The 17580-nt window shown below is 65.4% G+C and carries 19 protein-coding genes; 11 read left to right on the top strand and 8 right to left on the bottom strand.

Going from position 1 to position 17580, the window contains the following annotated elements; all coding sequences use genetic code 11:
- Positions 1 to 4: 4 nt before the first annotated feature.
- The gene (locus tag AM586_RS09525) at positions 5 to 586 is read right to left on the bottom strand and encodes a hypothetical protein (protein WP_047823469.1); all 582 of its coding nucleotides are present in this window, start codon (positions 584 to 586) and stop codon (positions 5 to 7) included.
- 102 nt (positions 587 to 688) lie between these two features.
- Between AM586_RS09525 and greB the strand changes: the two genes are divergently transcribed.
- From greB to AM586_RS09510, 3 genes are read left to right on the top strand one after another with little or no spacing between them, the layout of a single operon-like run.
- Entirely contained in the window at positions 689 to 1255 is a 567-nt protein-coding gene (gene greB, locus AM586_RS09520; protein WP_047823471.1) for a transcription elongation factor GreB, read from the top strand.
- A 5-nt stretch (positions 1256 to 1260) separates the two neighbouring features.
- Positions 1261 to 1854, top strand: a complete 594-nt coding sequence (locus AM586_RS09515) for a biliverdin-producing heme oxygenase (RefSeq protein ID WP_047823473.1) — start codon at positions 1261 to 1263, stop codon at positions 1852 to 1854.
- A 6-nt stretch (positions 1855 to 1860) separates the two neighbouring features.
- Positions 1861 to 2178, top strand: coding sequence for a hypothetical protein (locus AM586_RS09510; RefSeq protein ID WP_047823475.1), 318 nt, complete (start codon positions 1861 to 1863; stop codon positions 2176 to 2178).
- A 3-nt stretch (positions 2179 to 2181) separates the two neighbouring features.
- On the opposite strand, the gene AM586_RS09505 is transcribed toward AM586_RS09510, so the two are convergent.
- Positions 2182 to 3861 carry a bifunctional diguanylate cyclase/phosphodiesterase gene (locus tag AM586_RS09505; RefSeq protein WP_047823477.1) on the bottom strand — a complete coding sequence of 560 codons (1680 nt, stop codon included), beginning with the start codon at positions 3859 to 3861 and terminating at the stop codon, positions 2182 to 2184.
- Between the two features lie 202 nt (positions 3862 to 4063).
- The gene (locus AM586_RS09500) at positions 4064 to 4894 is read right to left on the bottom strand and encodes a YdcF family protein (protein WP_229411077.1); all 831 of its coding nucleotides are present in this window, start codon (positions 4892 to 4894) and stop codon (positions 4064 to 4066) included.
- 97 nt (positions 4895 to 4991) lie between these two features.
- Here AM586_RS09500 and AM586_RS09495 point away from each other — a divergent pair, with 97 nt between their 5' ends.
- Together AM586_RS09495 and AM586_RS09490 are read left to right on the top strand one after the other, a co-directional pair.
- Complete coding sequence (locus AM586_RS09495) at positions 4992 to 5789, top strand: prohibitin family protein (protein WP_047823479.1); 798 nt, start codon at positions 4992 to 4994, stop codon at positions 5787 to 5789.
- A 23-nt stretch (positions 5790 to 5812) separates the two neighbouring features.
- Entirely contained in the window at positions 5813 to 6178 is a 366-nt protein-coding gene (locus tag AM586_RS09490) for a VOC family protein (RefSeq protein WP_047823481.1), read from the top strand.
- A 38-nt stretch (positions 6179 to 6216) separates the two neighbouring features.
- Here the strand turns inward: AM586_RS09490 and AM586_RS09485 are convergent, their stop codons facing one another.
- The 4 genes from AM586_RS09485 to AM586_RS09470 form a co-directional block, all read right to left on the bottom strand.
- The gene (locus AM586_RS09485) at positions 6217 to 8457 is read right to left on the bottom strand and encodes a bifunctional (p)ppGpp synthetase/guanosine-3',5'-bis(diphosphate) 3'-pyrophosphohydrolase (protein WP_082439733.1); all 2241 of its coding nucleotides are present in this window, start codon (positions 8455 to 8457) and stop codon (positions 6217 to 6219) included.
- 111 nt (positions 8458 to 8568) lie between these two features.
- Positions 8569 to 8772: a DNA-directed RNA polymerase subunit omega gene (rpoZ, locus tag AM586_RS09480; RefSeq protein ID WP_047823482.1), complete on the bottom strand. Its 204-nt coding sequence runs from the start codon at positions 8770 to 8772 to the stop codon at positions 8569 to 8571.
- A gap of 120 nt (positions 8773 to 8892) precedes the next feature.
- Positions 8893 to 9540: a guanylate kinase gene (gene gmk, locus AM586_RS09475; protein ID WP_047823484.1), complete on the bottom strand. Its 648-nt coding sequence runs from the start codon at positions 9538 to 9540 to the stop codon at positions 8893 to 8895.
- A gap of 165 nt (positions 9541 to 9705) precedes the next feature.
- A complete protein-coding gene (locus AM586_RS09470) occupies positions 9706 to 10593 on the bottom strand; it encodes a YicC/YloC family endoribonuclease (protein ID WP_047823487.1) in 888 nt (295 codons plus the stop codon).
- Positions 10594 to 10813: 220 nt separating this feature from the next.
- Between AM586_RS09470 and AM586_RS09465 the strand changes: the two genes are divergently transcribed.
- The 4 genes from AM586_RS09465 to AM586_RS09450 are packed head-to-tail and all read left to right on the top strand — an operon-like array spanning position 10814 to position 14565.
- On the top strand, positions 10814 to 11788 hold the full coding sequence (locus AM586_RS09465) for a serine/threonine-protein kinase (RefSeq protein WP_047823488.1): 975 nt from the start codon (positions 10814 to 10816) through the stop codon (positions 11786 to 11788).
- Positions 11789 to 11795: 7 nt separating this feature from the next.
- Entirely contained in the window at positions 11796 to 12740 is a 945-nt protein-coding gene (locus tag AM586_RS09460) for a PP2C family serine/threonine-protein phosphatase (protein WP_047823490.1), read from the top strand.
- 11 nt (positions 12741 to 12751) lie between these two features.
- A complete protein-coding gene (gene rph, locus AM586_RS09455; protein ID WP_047823492.1) occupies positions 12752 to 13486 on the top strand; it encodes a ribonuclease PH in 735 nt (244 codons plus the stop codon).
- Positions 13483 to 14565, top strand: a complete 1083-nt coding sequence (locus AM586_RS09450) for a glycoside hydrolase family 43 protein (RefSeq protein WP_047823494.1) — start codon at positions 13483 to 13485, stop codon at positions 14563 to 14565. The genes rph and AM586_RS09450 overlap by 4 nt, the downstream gene beginning before the upstream one ends.
- Positions 14566 to 14571: 6 nt before the next feature.
- Here the strand turns inward: AM586_RS09450 and AM586_RS09445 are convergent, their stop codons facing one another.
- The gene (locus AM586_RS09445) at positions 14572 to 15015 is read right to left on the bottom strand and encodes a nuclear transport factor 2 family protein (protein WP_047823497.1); all 444 of its coding nucleotides are present in this window, start codon (positions 15013 to 15015) and stop codon (positions 14572 to 14574) included.
- A 219-nt stretch (positions 15016 to 15234) separates the two neighbouring features.
- Between AM586_RS09445 and AM586_RS09440 the strand changes: the two genes are divergently transcribed.
- Positions 15235 to 15984, top strand: a complete 750-nt coding sequence (locus AM586_RS09440; protein ID WP_373887924.1) for an alpha/beta fold hydrolase — start codon at positions 15235 to 15237, stop codon at positions 15982 to 15984.
- A gap of 9 nt (positions 15985 to 15993) precedes the next feature.
- The gene (locus AM586_RS09435) at positions 15994 to 17553 is read left to right on the top strand and encodes an ATP-binding protein (protein ID WP_047823501.1); all 1560 of its coding nucleotides are present in this window, start codon (positions 15994 to 15996) and stop codon (positions 17551 to 17553) included.
- The last annotated feature ends 27 nt before the right edge of the window (positions 17554 to 17580 follow it).

Below are 17580 nucleotides of genomic sequence, written 5' to 3'. Positions count from 1 at the left end.
TCCGTCAGCGGCGCCGTGCGCGCCATTGGACCACGAAGCGGCGCAGCACCCGCGACACGCGGCTGGCGTGGCGGCTTCGCGCGCGCACGCCGCGCCGGTAGCGCCAGCGCCGCAGCGCGCGCCGCGCGGCCCGCAGCCGGCGTCCGGCCTGTACAAAGGCCGGGCTGGCGCGCAGCCGTCCGACCCAGCGGTTTTTCAATGCCATGAACCAGCCATGGCAGCGCGCGAACCAGCCCACCGCCAGCAGGGTCGGCAGGGTCAGCGCGTACAGCCGCGCGACCACTGCCGCACCGCCCAGCTTGGCGATCACGATGGTGGCGATGCCGGAGATGGCATGGCCGTGCGCGATCGCCAGCAGGGCCAGCAGCTTGACCGGCAACAGCAGCAGCCCGGGCAGCACGAACAGGCACAGCGCTCCCCAGGGCGGCAGCAGGCGCACGCGGCCCTCCAGCGCCGCCAGCAGCGGCCAGCGCGCCAGGCGGGCGCCCAGCCGCGCCCCCACGTCCCAGCACCACTCCTCGAGCAGCAGGAACATGGCGGCCAGGTGCACCAGCGGCGCGAACAGCCGGGTGCGCGCATTCGTCATGGCTCGTGTCATGCCCGAATGATACGGGAAAAGAGCGGCATGCCCGCCGCAGCCGTGCCGCGTATGCATCACATTTGTGCGCTTACGGCTACAATAAGACTTATGAATAAGGCATTTGTAAAAGAGTCCGATAACGACGACGATGATGAAGCCCTTGCGCTGGCCCAGGCGATCCCGGCCGGCTCGAAGAACTACATCACCCCGGCCGGACACAAGGCCATCAAGGACGAGCTGCTGCAGCTGATCGACGTCGACCGGCCGGAAGTCGTGCGCGTGGTGCACTGGGCCGCCTCGAACGGCGACCGCTCGGAGAACGGCGACTATATCTACGGCAAGCGCCGCCTGCGCGAGATCGACCGCCGCATCCGCTTCCTTACCAAGCGCCTGGACTCGGCCTTCGTAGTCGATCCCTCGGTCCACCACGGCAACGACCAGGTCTTCTTCGGCGCCACCGTCACCTACATGAACAAGGCGGGCGAGGAGCACACCGTCACCATCGTCGGCATCGACGAGCTCGATCCGCTGAAAGGGCGGATCAGCTGGGTCTCGCCGGTCGCGCGCGCCCTGACCAAGGCGCGCGAAGGCGACGTCGTCACCCTGCAGACGCCGCAAGGCACGGACGAGCTCGAAATCCTCGGCGTCGAGTATCCGGAACCCACCACGGACTGATTTTCATGACACAGCACCCAGAGTCCGTACGCGCGCCGGATGCGCTCGCGGCATTGCGCTCGGCCACGGCCAGCCGCCACGAGGAACTCGACAGCGGCCTGCCCATCGGCGCGCCCGACGCCTCCCTCGACGATTACGCCGGCCACCTGGCGATGCTGCGCGCCTGGCTGGCGCCGCTGCAGGACTGGCTGGCCGGCTTTGCCGACGACCCCCGTTTCGACCAGGCCAGCAGGCTGGCGCTGATCGAGCGCGACCTGGACGAGCAGGGCATGCCGCCCGTCCTCGCGCCGGCGTCATCGGCCGATGCGGTCTGGCCGCCCGACGCCAGCCCGGCCTGGCGCTGGGGCGTGTGCTATGTGATCGAAGGCTCGCAGCTGGGCGGCGCAGTGCTCTACCAGCGCCTGCACGAACGCCTGGCGCCGCATCCGCTGCGCTACCTGAAGGGCATCGATGCCGGTCCCGGTCCGCGCTGGCGCGCCTTCATGCTGGCGCTGCGCGAGCATGTGCGCACGCCGGAAGAGATCGAGGAAGCCTGCGCCGGGGCCTGCGCGGCCTTCGACGGCATGCTGGCGCTGCGCGGCCGGCTTTGTCCGCGCTAGGCCGCCATGCCGAAAAAATCCCCCATCTTCCCTGGCCCCCGCACGGCGCGCGGCCTGGTCCTCGCGATCCTGCTGTCGAACGCCGAGCAGGCCGGCGCCGAACCCCTGCGCGGGCGCGTGACCCTGGCCGCCATCGTCCGCTCCCTGAAACGCAAATACCACTGGCCGATCGAGACCACCAGCTTTCCCTCGAACGCGGCGGACGGTCGCGCCACCTGGGCCACGGTATACAGCCTGCCGGCCGAAGTCATCGACAAGGCGCTGGATGCGCGCGGGCGCGACTGGCTGCGCAGCAGTCTCGGGCGGGCGAACGACGAGGTTTGACGTTCAGGTGACCGTGAATCCGTGCTTGTGACGGTCGCGCCAGTGCGCAAACTCGTCCTCGGTAAGTGGATGGCCGACGAAGTACCCCTGGACAATGTCGCACCCCATGCCGTCGAGCGCTGCGTACGTGGCCCGATCCTCCACGCCCTCTCCGACCGTCGTAATCCCCATCCGGTGTGCGAGGGTGACTGCCGCTTCGACGATGTGCGAAGCGCTTTCTTCGGTAAGCGCGCGCCGCACGAACGACTGGTCGATCTTGATGTGCGAGATCGGCAGGCGATGCAGATACTGCAGCGAAGAGTAGCCCGTGCCGAAATCGTCGATCGTAATGCGCACGCGCCGTTGCGCCAGTCGGTTGAGTTCGATGACCACCCGCTCCATGTCCGTCATCAGTGCGCCCTCCGTGATTTCCAGCTCGAGCAGTTCGCCGTCGACCCCATGGAAGTCGAGAAGGCTGAACACCTTGTCGACGAAACCACGGTAGGTGAGATTCCTGGGGGAGACATTCACGGCCACCGGGATCGACTCTCCCTGCTCACGCCATCTCCTGGCCTGCTCCAGCGAGCGCCTCAGCGTGAACTCGACGATTGCCTGGATCAGTGTGCTCTGCTCGGTGCAAGGGATGAAGACGTTCGGCGAGACCCAGCCACGTTGAGGATGCCACCACCGGATCAATGCCTCGACGCCGCACAGTTGGCCGGAGCGGATTGCCACCTTGGGCTGGTACCGGAGCGTGAGGTCGCCGTCCTCCATGGCCAGCCGCAGGTCGCTTAGCAGCGACAGGTTCTCCTTTACGGTGATCATGAACCCGGCGTCGTAGTGCACGCTGTGCTGGGCACCGCGGTGCGCGGCCAGCGCCGCTGCCTCCGCCTCGAGGATGAGCGTGTCCAGACCTTGCGAGGTATCGGGCGGCAGCGGCCCCCGCACGTATCCGATGCTGGCGTCCGCATGCACGGGCACCTGGCCGATCTGCAACGGGGACTGGAGCAGCTTTTCGAGATCCTCAAGGAAGCGGTCAGCTTCCCCTGCCGCGCCGGGCATGGCAAGCACGCTGATGCGCTCGATGCTGGAGCGGTAAATTTCCACCCCTTCCTTGAACGTGGACCGGATCCTCAGCGCCAGCTGCTCCACGATGGCGTCCACCACGTCCACGCCGAAAGCCGTCCTCAGGTCGGCGATGTTATCGATGGAGACGACGGCAAGCACAAAGGGTTTGCGGGGATGGGAAAACGGATCCATGTGCTGCAGATCCGCGACCAGGGCGGCGCGGTTACGCAGTCCGCTCTTGGGATCGTGAAGGGAGTCCCATTCCAGTTTCCGGACCTGGGCACGCACGCTATCGCTTGCCACCCCGCTTAACACGCCGACCAAGGCGAAAAACACCGTCCGGTAGATCCAGTTCAAGGTTTCCTGCATTTCGCCCGTGGCGGAATCAATCGGCATGTATGGGCCGAGCACAAGGCCGCCGATGATCGCCACGACAAGTCCACCCCAGAGCCCGTAGATGAACCCTGACAGGAGGATGGGCAAATACATGGAGTGCGAGAATACGAACTTGATCCCGCCCGTCGTGTAGACGACGTACGCGATGATCGCGATGGCGCAGAGGAACACTGGAAAGCTGAGTCGCGCGACACGCTGGTTGCTGAGGAATACGCGTTGGAAATATGTTGCTCTTTTCAAATGCGCTCTCCGCTTCCTTGCCGATGTTTCTCATTCGATGCAGCACGGCGGGAGCGACGGCGCGTAGCAGGGAACAAGAAAAAAGCCAATAGAATTCCTCGATGCAACACAGGGATCGTTTTGAACCAGGGTAGAGATATAGTGCATCTTTTAGGGAATGGCATGCGCCTCGTTGGAAATTTAATCCAATTGCATGGCGACTTTATTGGTCACCCACACCCGGCGTTGGAAGCTGGCCGGCGTATCGCATCCTGTACCAGGCGATGCCGAGCAATTCGTAGATCGCATACCAGGACCGGCGCATGCCCTCGGCGCTGGGCAGCCAGGCGCTGAGCGACTGCGCCTCCCTGCCGAAGAACATGGTCGGCGCGCTGATCACCTCCATGCCTGCGTGCTCGAAGGCGCTGCGGGCGCGCGGCATGTGCATTGCATCGGTCACCAGCAGGATGCGCCGGATGCCGTCGGCATGCAGCAGGACGGCGCTGTAGGCCGCGTTCTCGGCGGTGTCGCGCGAGCGCGGCTCGATCCACCTGACCGGCACGCCGAAGTCCTCGCGCAGGGCCGTTGCCATCGCATCGGCCTTGGCGTATTCCTCGGCGGCGGCGGCGGGGGCGAGGCCGCTGCTGCCATTGCCGCCGCTGACCAGGACCGGCAGCCCGGTGCGGCGCTGCAGGTGCGCCGCGTAGCGCAGGCGCGCCAGGGCGACGTAGTCCGGAATGTCGCGGCCGCCGTATTCGGGGGCATCCTGCAGCCTGCCGGCGGCAAGCACGACGATCGCCTGCGCACCGGCCCGCTCGGGCGCCTGCAGCGGCGCCGTCATCCGTTCCAGCGGCGCAACGAAGAAGCTGGCGCCGGCGTTACTGGACAGGAAGGCGAGCAAGGCCAGGCCCGTGCCGGCAATGAGGCGTCCGGCGCGCGGCCAGCGGCGCCAGATGCCCAAGCCGATGAGGATCAGCAAAAATAGATTGGCGGGCGGGAGGATGAGGTCGCGCGGAATGGCGTTGAGCAGTTCGAGTACCGGTGTCAGGCCCACATCTGAATTTCCTGGTGTCTTTATTGTTGCTGTCACTATACACTTCCTTGGTAGTTCATCAACACATCGTTCGTGACACATCGGAAAGGACATCGACATGAACAGCTTGCCATTCAAGGCCCTCGCCATCGGCATCGCAGTCGTCCTGGTGGTGGCGCTGGCGCCCTTCGGCACCGTGCCCGCCGGCCACCGCGGCGTGATGACCACGTTCGGCAGTCCGAGCAGCGAGGTGCTGAGCGAGGGCATCCACTTCCGCATTCCGCTGGCGCAGAAGCTCAACCTGGTCAACGTCTCGATCCAGAAGGGCGAGGGCGACGGCGACGCCGCCTCGCGCGACCTGCAGACCGTGCATACCCGCGTGGCCCTGAACTACCACGTCAGGCCGGAGGCGGCGGTGACCGTGTTCCGCGACCTCGGCAACGAGCCCGGCACGCGCATCATCATCCCTTCGGTGCAGGAAGCCGTGAAGGCCGTCACCGCGCGCTTCACCGCCGAGGAGCTGATCGCCAAGCGCACCGACGTGCGCGACCAGATCGTGACCCAGCTGCGCGAACGCCTGGCGCGGCACGGCATCATGGTCGACGAGTTCTCGATCGTGAACTTCAATTTCTCGCGTTCGTTCAACGAGGCGATCGAAGCGAAGACCACGGCCGAGCAGCTCAAGCTGAAGGCGGAGCGCGACCTGCAGCGCATCGAGGTCGAGGCCCGCCAGCGCGTGGCCCAGGCCAAGGCCGAGGCGGAATCGCTGGCCGTGCAGCGCCAGCAGGTGACGCCGGAACTGATCCGCCTGCGCGAGATGGAGAACCAGCGCCAGGCCATCGAAAAGTGGGACGGCAAGCTGCCCAACGTGGCGGGCGGCGCGATCCCCTTCATCAACGTCAGCAACGCAAAGTAAGTCAACCAGAACAGGAGACCAGCATGATCAAGGGATTACGCACCGTGAAGTACCCCGTGTCCGACCTCGACAAGGCCAAGGCCTGGTTCAGCGAGGTGTTCGGCGCCGCACCGTACTTCGACCAGCCCTTCTATGTCGGCTTCGCCATCGGCGGCTTCGAACTCGGCCTGGTGCCGGACGGGACGCCGGGCACCAGCGGCTCGGTGGTGTACTGGGGCGTGGACGACATCGCGGCCGAGGTCGCGCGCATCGTGGCGCTCGGGGCCGGCGAGCATGAGGCGATCCAGGATGTGGGGGAGGGGATCAAGGTGGCGGAGTTGAAGGATCCGTTCGGGAACGTGATCGGCCTGATCGAGAATCCGCTGTTCGATGTGGCCCAGGTGCGCTGAACGCGTGGGCACCCTGTGCCCACGGTCACGTTCGCTGGCTACGTCCGCTCGCGCTCGACCCGGTTCACGCCCGCCACCCTGCGCAGGTTGCGGATCAGGTGGGCCAGGTGCACGCGGTCCTTCACCTGGATGGTGAAGCGCAGCTGGGTCATCATGTGTTCGTCGTCCTCGTCCATGCCCACATACGTGATGTTGGCGTCGGACTCGCCGATCTCGGCGGCGACCCGGGCGAGGATGCCCTTCTCGTTGTTGATCAGCAGGCGGATGCGGCAGTCGAAGCGGCGGTTCAGCTCCGTGCCCCACTGGACCGCGATCCAGCGGTCCGGTTCCTTGGCGCGCAGGCGCTTGGCCTGCGAGCAGTCGCCGGTGTGCACCACCAGGCCCTGGTCGCGGCGCAGCTGGCCGACGATCTGGTCGCCCGGGATCGGCAGGCAGCAGGGCGCCAGCTGCACCGCCACGCCTTCGCTGCCGTAGATCGTGACCGGATCCAGTTCGGGCGAGCTGCTGGGCTGGGCCGGCAGGGCGTCGACCTGGTTGTCCATCAGGCCGAAGATGTGGCGCGCCACCAGCGCCGGCATGCGCTTGCCGATGCCGAGGTCGGCGTACACCTCGTCCATCGACTTGACCGAGGACTCGGCCAGCAGCTTCTCGATGGTGCCTTGCTGGAGTTCGCTCTGGATGCCCAGCTGGCCCAGCGCCTGCGCCAGCAGTTCCTGGCCCAGTTCCACCGATTCGTTCAGGTTGATGGTGCGCAGGTAGTGGCGGATCGCCGAACGCGCCTTGCCGGTGCGCACAAAACTGAGCCAGGTCGGGCTCGGACGCGAATTCGGGTCGGTCTCGATCTCGACGATGTCGCCGTTGCGCAGCTCGGTGCGCAGCTGGGCCGGCTCGTGGTTGATCTTGACGGAGACCGTATGGTCGCCGATGCCGGTGTGGATCGAGTACGCGAAGTCGAGCGGGGTGGCGCCGCGCGGCAGGGCGATGATCTTCGACTTCGGCGTGAGCACGTACACCGAGTCCGGGAACAGGTCGACCTTGACATGCTCGAGGAATTCGGCCGAGTCGCCGGTCTGCTGCTGGATGTCGAGCAGGGACTGCAGCCAGGCGTGGGTGCGCTGCTGCAGGTCCGACATGTTCTGGTCGCCGGTCTTGTACAGCCAGTGCGCCGCCACGCCGCTCTCCGCGGTGCGGTGCATTTCCTGGGTGCGGATCTGGAATTCGACCGGGGTGCCGTAGGGGCCGATCAGGGTGGTGTGCAGCGACTGGTAGCCGTTGATCTTGCGGATCGCGATGTAGTCCTTGAACTTGCCGGGCATCGGCTTGTACAGGGCGTGCAGGGTGCCGAGCGCCACGTAACAGTTCGGGACGGTGTCGACCACCACGCGGAAGCCGTACACGTCCAGCACCTGCGAGAACGACAGGTGCTTGTTCCGCATTTTCTTATAGATGCCGAACAGGGTCTTTTCGCGGCCGTAGACTTCGGCCTGGATGCCGGCCGCGCCCAGCGTGTTCTTGACGGCGTCGAGGATCTTGCGGACCACTTCGCGGCGGTTGCCGCGCGCGGCCTTGATCGCCTTCGCCAGCGTGCGGTAACGCAGCGGGTACAGGTGCGAGAACGACAGGTCCTGCAGTTCGCGGTAGATGTCGTTCAGGCCCAGCCGGTGCGCGATCGGCACGTAGACTTCCATGGTCTCGCTGGCGATGCGGCGCTTCTTCGCGGGCGCCATCACGCCCAGCGTGCGCATGTTGTGCAGGCGGTCGGCCAGCTTGATCAGGATGACCCGCACGTCCGACGCCATCGCCAGCAGCATCTTGCGGAAGTTCTCGGCCTGGGCCTCGACCACGCTCTGGAATTCGATCTTCTCGAGCTTGGACAGGCCGTCGACCAGGTTCGCGACCTGCGGGCCGAAGCGCTCGAGCAGCTCTTCCTTCTTGACGTCCTGGTCCTCGATCACGTCGTGCAGCAGCGCGGCCATGATGGCCTGGGCGTCCAGCTTCCAGTCGGCGCAGATCTCGGCGACGGCGATCGGGTGGGAGATATAGGGTTCGCCCGACTTGCGTACCTGGCCGAGGTGCATCTCGTCGGAGAAGCGGTAGGCTTCCTTGACCTTCTTGAGTTCGGCGGGCGTGAGGTAGTCGGCCAGCTTGCTGGCCAGGTGGGAAATCGACGCGACGCCCGGAGCGGGCGCCTGTTCGGCTTCCTGCGGCTTGTTGGCCGGCCGGCTGGGCCGGCCTTTGGTGCTGCCTGAGTGGATGGAATCCGGTGGAGACAAGGTCATACTCGAAGAAAATCAGCCGCTGTGTGGGGACAGCATATCAGAATAAGTCAGGGGCTGACCAAGCCACGACGAGCTCAGGCACATAATCAGTTGGGATCCGGGCCCAGCTAATTACATCGGGACCTTTTTCAGCATCTCCAGGCCAACCTTGCCGGCAGCGATTTCGCGCAGGGCGACGACGGTCGGCTTGTCCTTGGCTTCGACTTTCGGGGTGTGGCCCTGCAGCAGCTGGCGCGCACGGTAGGTGGCGGACAGGGTCAGCTGGAAGCGGTTCGGGATGTTTTTCAGGCAGTCTTCGATGGTGATGCGGGCCATGGTGTGCTCCTAGAAATGATGTAAAGCCGGCTTCTGACCGGCTGACTTGATGCTGACTGTTGTTCTGATCAGTCGGGGGCAGCGCCCACCCGTGAAAACCGGGCTCCGACCCCGAGGGTCTTAGCTTTGCGGTTGATGCGCGTGGATTCCTAACTGTGCGAACAGCGAAGCATTGCGGGCCGCCTGCTGGGCGAATCGTGCTCGTGTCGCTTTGACAATCGCCTGCAGCTCGGACAAGGCGACGTTGAACTCTTCGTTGATGATAGCATATTCGAACTCGGGAGCGTGAGCGATCTCGCCGCCCGCCGCCAGCAAACGTCGCGTAATGATGTGCGGTTCGTCGGTGCCGCGCTTGTGCAGGCGCTCCTCCAGCGCCGCGATCGACGGCGGCAGGATGAAGATGCCGGCCGCATCCGGGAACAGCTTCTTCACCTGGCGCGCACCCTGCCAGTCGATCTCCAGCAGGATGTCGGTGCCGTTCTTCATCTCCTGTTCCACGGTCAGGCGGCTGGTGCCGTAGTAATTCCCGTGTACCTCAGCCCATTCCAGGAATTCGCCGCGGTCGGCGCGGGCGACGAAATCCTCGGCGGTGGTGAAGTGGTAATGGACGCCGTCCTGCTCACCGGGACGCGGCGGACGCGTGGTCGTCGAGATCGACAGCTTGATGCCCGGCTCCTGCGCCAGCAGCGCGTTGACCAGGGTCGACTTGCCGGCGCCGGAAGGGGCGGCGACAATGAAGAGGCTGCCGGAGAATGCGTTGGTGTGCATGCTTGTTCCTTTGCTACGTGTGTTTCGGAATTAAAGGTGGGCACGGGGTGCCCACCCTACACAGCGTAGGGTGGACACCCCGTGCCCACGCGTGTCGTGCAATTTGCCCGGCGTTATTCAGTCGGGGTCAGAGCCCACCCGTGAAAACCGGGCTCCGACCCTCGATTATTCAAGATTCTGTACCTGTTCGCGCATCTGCTCAATAAGCAGCTTGAGCTCCATCGACGCGTCCGCCAGTTCCTTGACCGAGGCCTTGGCGCCCAGCGTGTTCGCTTCGCGGTTCAGTTCCTGCATCATGAAGTCCAGGCGCTTGCCGACCTGGCCGCCTTTCTGGAGGATGTGCCGGGTCTCGTTCAGGTGCGCGGTCAGGCGCGACAGCTCTTCGGAGACGTCGATGCGGATGCCGTACAAAGTGACTTCCTGGCGAATCCGCTCGAAGACTTCCTGTCGCGTCAACACCTGCGGATTGCCGTGGCCGGCAAGGCCCAGCGCATCCTGCATGCGTTCGACCGCCTTTTGCTGGAACTGCGAGATCACCTGGGGGATCAGCGGCGAGATGCGCTTGACGATGGCTTCCATCGACTCGATGCGCGACAGCAGCATCGCTTCCAGCGCCGCGCCTTCGCGTTTGCGGCTGTCCACGAAAGCGGCGACCACTTGCCGGGTGAGCCCGGCGACGTCGGCCTGCAGCGATTCCTGGCCCACTTGCGCTTCTTCGATCACGCCCGGCCAGCGCAGCAGTTCGGCCACCGTCATCGGGGGAGCGGACACGAAGTGGCGCGTGACCTCGCCCTGCAGCCGCGCCAGGTCGGCCAGCAGTTCATGGTTCAGCACCTGGGAGCCGCTCGCCGCCTTGCGGCCGAACGAGAGGCGGACTTCCACCTTGCCGCGCGTGATCGCAGCCATGATCGCCGAGCGCAGGTCCGGTTCGAGCGCACGCAGCTCGTCGTTGATGCGGAACTGCAGATCGAGGAAGCGCGAGTTGACGCTCTTGATCTCGATCGTGAGGGTGCCGGCAGCGCCTTCGCTGGTGGCGACCGCATAACCTGTCATGCTAGAAATGCTCAATTGAGTCCCCGGATAATCACGGAACCTGAGCGCCTAACAAAACCTCCATGGCGGCGTTGCATCGTCTCGCCGTACTTGCGTACGGTCTTCGACGACGCGCCTTGCCCTGAAGGTTTTCTTAGACGCTCCACGTGGCTCCTTTATTCTTTACAAAGCGGTGATTTATCCACACAATCGCCGTGTTACGCAAGGAATACTTTCCCAGATGGCTGCACAAAATAACGCTCCCCTGCCCGAAGGGCTGGAAATTGGCGGATATCGCATTGTAAAGAAAATTGCGTCCGGCGGGTTCAGTATTGTTTATCTTGCATATGACGGCGACGGCAACGCGGTCGCCATCAAGGAATACCTGCCCAGCGCCCTGGCGCTGCGCCAGCCAGGCGAGCTTGTCCCGGTCATCTCGAAGGCCAACCTGCCGGTCTTCCGCATCGGCCTGAAGTGCTTTTTCGAGGAGGGCAGGGCGCTGGCGAAGATCGTCCACCCGAACGTGGTGCGGGTCCTGAACTTCTTCCGCGCCAACGACACGGTGTATATGGTCATGGCCTACGAGTCGGGCCACTCGCTGCAGGAGCAGATCTCGCGTCTGCTGGCCCGCGGACAGCGCGCCAGCGAGGGCTTCATCCGCCAGGCCTTCAACGGGGTCTGCGGCGGCCTGCGCGAGGTCCACGCCAACAAGCTGCTGCACCTCGACCTGAAGCCGGCCAACATCTACCTGCGTACCGACGGCACGCCCCTGCTGCTGGACTTCGGCGCCGCGCGCCAGACCATCAACACCGACCTGCCGACCCTCGCGCCGATGTACACGCCGGGCTTCGCGGCTCCCGACCTTTACATCAAGGGCGCCATGCTCGGCCCCTGGACCGACATCTACAGCATCGGCGCGGCGATCTACGCCTGCATGGCCGGCGCGCCGCCGCAGCCGGCCGACCAGCGCAAGACCCAGGACGAGATGGCGGCCCGCATCGACAGGATCGAAGCGGCCTATTCGGCGGAGCTGGTGGCGATGCTGCGGTCCTGCCTGGCGCTCGATCCGCTGGCGCGTCCGCAGAGCGTGTTCGCGGTGCAGAAGGTGCTGCAGGCCGGATTCAGCGCCGGCGCGGCGGGCGCTGCGGTGGCGCAGGCGCGGCCGCCGGCATCCGGCTGGCGCAGCCTGGTCAACCGCATCAACCCATTCGCTTAGGAAGCCCATGCAGTTTTCCGTCTACCAGCAAAGCCATATCGGCGGCCGCAAGATCAACCAGGACCGGATGGGCTACAGCTACACACGCGAGGCGCTGCTGCTGGTGCTGGCCGACGGCATGGGCGGCCACCAGCGCGGCGAGGTCGCTGCCAGCATCGCGCTGCAGACCATGTCGACCCTGTTCCGCAGCCAGGCCACGCTGTATGTGAAGAAGCCCGAGCGCTTCCTGGAAGAGGCCTTCGAGCAGGCCCACGAAGCGATCCAGCGCTACGCCCGCGAGCACGCGATGGCGGACAGCCCGCGCACCACCATCGTCGCCTGCCTGGTCCAGCACAACTGCGCCGTCTGGGCGCACTGCGGCGACTCGCGCCTGTACTGGCTGCGGCGCGGCCAGATCCTGGCGCGCACCCGCGATCATTCGCACATCGAGCACCTGATCGCCAAGGGCCTGGCCGACCCCGGCGAGCGCAACACGCACCCGGACCGCAACAAGCTGTACAGCTGCCTGGGCGCGTCGACGCCGCCGAAAGTCGAGCTGTCGCGCCAGGCCAGCCTGGAGCCGGGCGACGTGCTGCTGCTCTGCTCGGACGGCCTGTGGGGCATCCTGCCCGACACCGAGATCGTGCACCAGCTCTCCACCCACACCATCGTGCAGGCGGTGCCGGACATGATCGGCATGGCGACCGCGATCGCCGGCTCGCGCGGCGACAACACCACGGCGCTGGCCATCCAGTGGCAGGGCGCCGGCGCGCAGTCGTCCGATCCTGCCGGCCCCGGCGACGACAGCGTGGTCTCGACCATGCTGCTGTCCGAAGGCGAGGTGACGACCCGCCTGGCCGAGCAGCCCGCGGCAATCGGCCAGGACGCCGAGGACTTCGGCGACGAGGACATCGAAAAGGCGATCGCCGAGATCCGCGACGCGATCGAAAAATCATCACAGCTACTCAAATAACAAGGACCCGCATGACTTTCACCGCCCGCCCCAGCAACCGCGCCGTCGACCAGCTGCGCGCCATCCGCCTGACCCGCCAGTACACCAAGCACGCCGAGGGTTCGGTGCTGATCGAATGCGGCGACACCAAGGTGATCTGCACCGCCAGCATCGAAGAGAAGGTGCCGGGCTTCCTGAAGGGCAAAGGGCAGGGCTGGCTGACCGCCGAATACGGCATGCTGCCGCGCTCGACCCACACGCGCATGGACCGCGAGGCGGCGCGCGGCAAGCAGTCCGGCCGCACCCAGGAGATCCAGCGCCTGATCGGCCGTTCGCTGCGCGCGGCCTTCGACCTGGAAGCGTTCGGCGAGCGCACCCTGCACCTGGACTGCGACGTGATCCAGGCCGACGGCGGGACCCGCACCGCCTCGATCACCGGTGCGATGGTGGCGGCCTATGACGCCTTCAACGCCCTGGTCGGCCGCGGCCTGATCGCGTCGGTGCCGGTCAAGCAGTTCGTGGCGGCGGTCTCGGTGGGCGTCTACCAGGGCATGCCGGTGCTCGACCTCGACTACATCGAAGACTCGAACTGCGACACCGACATGAACGTGGTCATGACCGACCTCGGCCACTTCGTCGAAGTGCAGGGCACGGCCGAAGGCGCGGCCTTCTCGCGCGCCGGCATGAACCGCCTGCTGGACCTGGCCGAACAGGGCGTGCGCGAGCTGGTGACCGTGCAGAAGCGGGCGCTGGGACTGGTGGGATGAGCGCGCCCGGCCTGCGGCGCCCCCGCAGCCTGCTTGCGCTGCTGCTGGCCGCCGCCGGCACGCTCGCGCATGCCGCCAACCCGATCGTCCCCGGCTGGTACGCCGATCCGGAAATCCGCATCTTCCAGGGCCAGTACTGGATCTATCCGACCTATTCCGACGATTATGGCAAGCCGGACCGATCGCGGTCCTTCACGCCCGAACAGCAGCGCATGCGCGCCCAGCCGGGCATCGTCTTCGAGACCTACCTCAGGCAGACCTTCCTGGACGCCTTCTCGTCGCCCGACCTGGTGCACTGGACCAAGCATGCGCACGTGCTCGACGTCGCGAACGTCGCCTGGGCCGCCTACGCGATGTGGGCGCCCTCGGCCATCGAACACAAGGGCAAGTACTACCTGTTCTTCGGCGCCAACGATATCCAGGGCAAGGGCCAGCCCGGGGGCATCGGCGTCGCGGTCAGCGACCGTCCCGAAGGCCCGTTCAGGGATGCGCTCGGCCACCCGCTGATCGGCGAGATCCGCAACGGCGCCCAGCCGATCGACCAGATGGTCTTCAAGGACGACGACGGCCAGATCTACATGTATTACGGCGGCTGGAAGCACGCGAACGTGGTGAAGCTGGCGCCGGACCTGCTCGGCCTGGTCCCATTCCCGGACGGGGAGACCTACAAGGAAATCACGCCGGATCCCGCGTATGTGGAAGGCTCCTTCATGGCCAAGCGCAAGGGCGTGTATTACCTGATGTGGTCGGAAGGCGGATGGACCGGGCCGGACTACCGCGTCGCCTATGCGATGGGCGCCTCGCCGATCGGGCCGTTCAGGCGCATCGGCACGATCCTGGAGCAGGACGACAGGATCGCCAGGGGAGCGGGGCATCACTCGGTGGTGAATATCCCGGGCACCGATGACTGGTATATCGTCTATCACCGGCGTCCGCTGGACGACAAGAATGGCCATCACCGCGAGATGGCCATCGACCGGCTGTATTTCAACGAGGACGGCACGATCAGGAAGGTCAAAATGACCAGGGAAGGCGTCGCGCCGCGACTCCTTGCGCGGATCGGTGAAGCGGCTCAGTGATGCAACTCAGTGATGCAACTGGCTTCCCATCGACGCCTGGCTTGGCTGTTCCGGCTGGAACGCCCGATTGGCCGCCGCCGTATTGCTGTGCGCTTCGAAGCGGGCGAATTTGCCGTCACGTAGGGTGAACACGTGGACCCATGGCGTGTCCAGTTCGCGCCCGGTCGACTTGACGTGCCAGGTGGCATGCCCCAGCACCACGACCTTGTCCCCTTCCGCAATGAATTCGCGGGGCTCGAAGCGGATCGCCTGTGTGCTCGCATCGAGCTTGCCGAAGAACTCGGCAATGCCCTGCTTGCCGTGGAAGCTGCCGGCGAAAGGCACAACTTCCGATTCCGGACTGGTCCATTCGGCGTCGTCGGTGCAGCGGTCGATGATGCCCCGGATATCGCCGCTCTGGAACATCCGGTAGGCTTCCTGCACCAGTTGCTTGTTTTGCTGTGCGTCCATGATGTCTCCTTCAGAATGTCGGCCTCGCTTGGCCGATGAATCAGCCTAGTACCGCTTAAGGAGATGTCAAGGATTCCCGACGAGGACGCGGCATGTTGGCGCCTGTACTCAGCATTAATGCGTATAATTCCGAATGTTAAATTTTGTAAGAGAAACTAAACGATGTCGCTCGTGAAGAACCGCAACAACGTTCATGTCTCTGGCAAAGGCGCGGCGACCATGGTGTTTGCTCACGGATTCGGGTGCGATCAAACCATGTGGCGCTTTCTCGCGCCGGCCTACGAGGAACGTTTCCGTACAATTGAATTCGATCACGTCGGCAGCGGGCGTTCGGACCTGTCGGCGTACGACCGTGACAAATATGGCAGCCTGCACGGCTACGCCGACGACCTGCTGGAGATCATCGACGAGTTCGCAAGCGGCCCCGTGATCTTCGTCGGCCACTCCGTCAGTACGATGATCGGCCTGCTTGCCACGATCAAGGCGCCACACAAGTTCAGCGCCCAGATCATGGTCGGCCCGTCGCCGTGCTACATCAACGACGGCGACTATATCGGCGGCTTCGATCGCGAGGATATCGACGAGTTGCTGGAAACGATGGACGCGAATTACCTCGGCTGGTCCAGCAACATGGCGCCGGCGATCATGGGTGTGCCGGATCGTCCCGAGCTGCGCGCGGAACTGACCAGCAGCTTCTGCCGCAACGACCCCGAGATCGCCAAGCACTTCGCCCGCGTTACCTTCCTGTCCGACCATCGTTCGGACGTGGCGCGCTCGACCGTGCCGGCGCTGATCCTGCAGTGCACCGACGACATCGTGGCGCCCCGTTCGGTAGGGGAGTTCCTGCACCGCAAGCTGCCGGTCAGCACGCTGCACATCATCGACAACGTCGGCCATTGCCCGCACATGAGCGCGCCCACCGAAAGCTCGCGTGCGATCGATCACTTCCTCGCGCACACCCTGCGCTGACCTGTTGTGATGGCAGAATCGCCTTCCGGTGACACATTATTCGATCACGCAGCGTGCGCCCTGCTGCTCACCGCCAGCGATGGCCTGATACTCAGGGCAAACAGCACGGCCTGCAGCTGGCTCGGCTACGACGAGAGCGACCTCGTCGGGAAAATGCGCGCGCAGGAATTGCTGCCGATCGGCGCTCGCCTTTTCTATAACACGCATTGCCAGCCGATCCTTCAAGTACAAGGCTCGGTGGCCGAGGTGCAGGTCGAGCTGCGCAACCGCCGCCAGGAACGCTTGCCCATGCTGATCAACATCATGCGGCGCCAGGAGGCGGGCGGGATCGTCGATCATTGGGCCTTGTTCAAGGCGTCCGACCGGCGCGCTTACGAGCGCGAACTGCTGGCTGCACGCAAGGCCGCGGAAGCGGCCGAAGCCGAGCTGAAGAAGCTGAACACGCAGCTGTCGGCGGCGGATCGACGGAAGGACGAATTCCTGGCCACCCTTTCGCACGAACTGCGCAATCCGCTGGCGCCCATGCGCAGCGCACTCGACGTCTTCAAGCTGAAGTTCGGGCAGGCGGGCGAAGGCCGCCTGCTGCAGGTGTTCGACCGCCAGCTGCGCCATCTCACGCGGCTGGTCGACGACCTGATGGAAGTCTCGCGGATCACGCAGGGACGCATGCAGCTGCGCCGGGCGCCGCTCGAGCTGTCCGCGCTGGTGCGCAGCGCCGCACAGGACCTGGCCGAGACGATGCGGACGGCGCGGCATGACTTGCAGCTGTTTATCTGCGACGCACCGGTGGTCGTGGACGGCGACGCGACCAGGCTCGCCCAGGTGGTGCTGAATCTGCTGACCAATGCCGCCAAGTACACGCCGGACGGCGGCCGGATCGAGCTGCACCTGGCCTGTACGCCGGAGCTGGCGGAGATACGGGTCTGCGACAACGGCATCGGCATTCCCGCAAGCGCGCTCGCCACCGTGTTCGACATGTTCTCGCAACTCGAGCCGGCGCTGGAGCGCTCCAAGGGTGGCCTCGGCATCGGCCTGGCGCTGGTGCGCGGGATCGTCGAACTGCACGGCGGCAGCATCGGGGCGGAGAGCGCGGGACTGCACAAGGGCAGTACCTTCACCGTGCGCCTGCCGCTTGCCGTGGGCGCTTCCTGCCCGGCCGCGGCGGCGCCCGCGATTGCCGACGCCGCCCGCGTGCGCATCCTGGTGGTCGACGATAACCAGGATGCGGCCGAGACGCTGGCAATGGCGCTCGAACTGTCCGGTTGCAAGGTCGTGGTCGCGCATTCGGGAATGCAGGCGCTGGAACTCATCGCCATCGCCGATCCGGCCGTGGTCCTGCTCGATATCGGCCTGCCCGACATGAATGGCTACGAGCTGGCGCGCCGCCTGCGGGCCTTGCCCGGAGGTATGGCCAGGACCCTGATCGCCACCACCGGCTGGGGCCAGGAAAAAGACCGCGAGCGCGCCTTCGATGCCGGTTTCGACCATCACCTGACAAAACCGATCGACTTCGAAGTCCTCAAGCCCTTGCTGCTCGGCGACGGCCAGGCGCCCGCGGCGTTAAAATAGCGCCTTCCCCGCGCTACCCGAACACAT

Source organism: Massilia sp. WG5 (genome assembly GCF_001412595.2).
Taxonomy (GTDB): domain Bacteria; phylum Pseudomonadota; class Gammaproteobacteria; order Burkholderiales; family Burkholderiaceae_D; genus Telluria.
The sequence above is the reverse complement of the archived record's forward strand: the minus strand, read 5'-3'. Positions and strand labels throughout refer to the sequence as shown.

Coding starts and splice junctions, on each gene's coding strand:
- AM586_RS09525 (WP_047823469.1), bottom strand. CDS start 586: ATGACGAATGCGCGCACCCGGCTGTTCGCGCCGCTGGTGCACCTGGCC.
- greB (WP_047823471.1), top strand. CDS start 689: ATGAATAAGGCATTTGTAAAAGAGTCCGATAACGACGACGATGATGAA.
- AM586_RS09515 (WP_047823473.1), top strand. CDS start 1,261: ATGACACAGCACCCAGAGTCCGTACGCGCGCCGGATGCGCTCGCGGCA.
- AM586_RS09510 (WP_047823475.1), top strand. CDS start 1,861: ATGCCGAAAAAATCCCCCATCTTCCCTGGCCCCCGCACGGCGCGCGGC.
- AM586_RS09495 (WP_047823479.1), top strand. CDS start 4,992: ATGAACAGCTTGCCATTCAAGGCCCTCGCCATCGGCATCGCAGTCGTC.
- AM586_RS09490 (WP_047823481.1), top strand. CDS start 5,813: ATGATCAAGGGATTACGCACCGTGAAGTACCCCGTGTCCGACCTCGAC.
- AM586_RS09485 (WP_082439733.1), bottom strand. CDS start 8,457: ATGACCTTGTCTCCACCGGATTCCATCCACTCAGGCAGCACCAAAGGC.
- rpoZ (WP_047823482.1), bottom strand. CDS start 8,772: ATGGCCCGCATCACCATCGAAGACTGCCTGAAAAACATCCCGAACCGC.
- gmk (WP_047823484.1), bottom strand. CDS start 9,540: ATGCACACCAACGCATTCTCCGGCAGCCTCTTCATTGTCGCCGCCCCT.
- AM586_RS09470 (WP_047823487.1), bottom strand. CDS start 10,593: ATGACAGGTTATGCGGTCGCCACCAGCGAAGGCGCTGCCGGCACCCTC.
- AM586_RS09465 (WP_047823488.1), top strand. CDS start 10,814: ATGGCTGCACAAAATAACGCTCCCCTGCCCGAAGGGCTGGAAATTGGC.
- AM586_RS09460 (WP_047823490.1), top strand. CDS start 11,796: ATGCAGTTTTCCGTCTACCAGCAAAGCCATATCGGCGGCCGCAAGATC.
- rph (WP_047823492.1), top strand. CDS start 12,752: ATGACTTTCACCGCCCGCCCCAGCAACCGCGCCGTCGACCAGCTGCGC.
- AM586_RS09450 (WP_047823494.1), top strand. CDS start 13,483: ATGAGCGCGCCCGGCCTGCGGCGCCCCCGCAGCCTGCTTGCGCTGCTG.
- AM586_RS09445 (WP_047823497.1), bottom strand. CDS start 15,015: ATGGACGCACAGCAAAACAAGCAACTGGTGCAGGAAGCCTACCGGATG.
- AM586_RS09440 (WP_373887924.1), top strand. CDS start 15,235: ATGGTGTTTGCTCACGGATTCGGGTGCGATCAAACCATGTGGCGCTTT.
- AM586_RS09435 (WP_047823501.1), top strand. CDS start 15,994: ATGGCAGAATCGCCTTCCGGTGACACATTATTCGATCACGCAGCGTGC.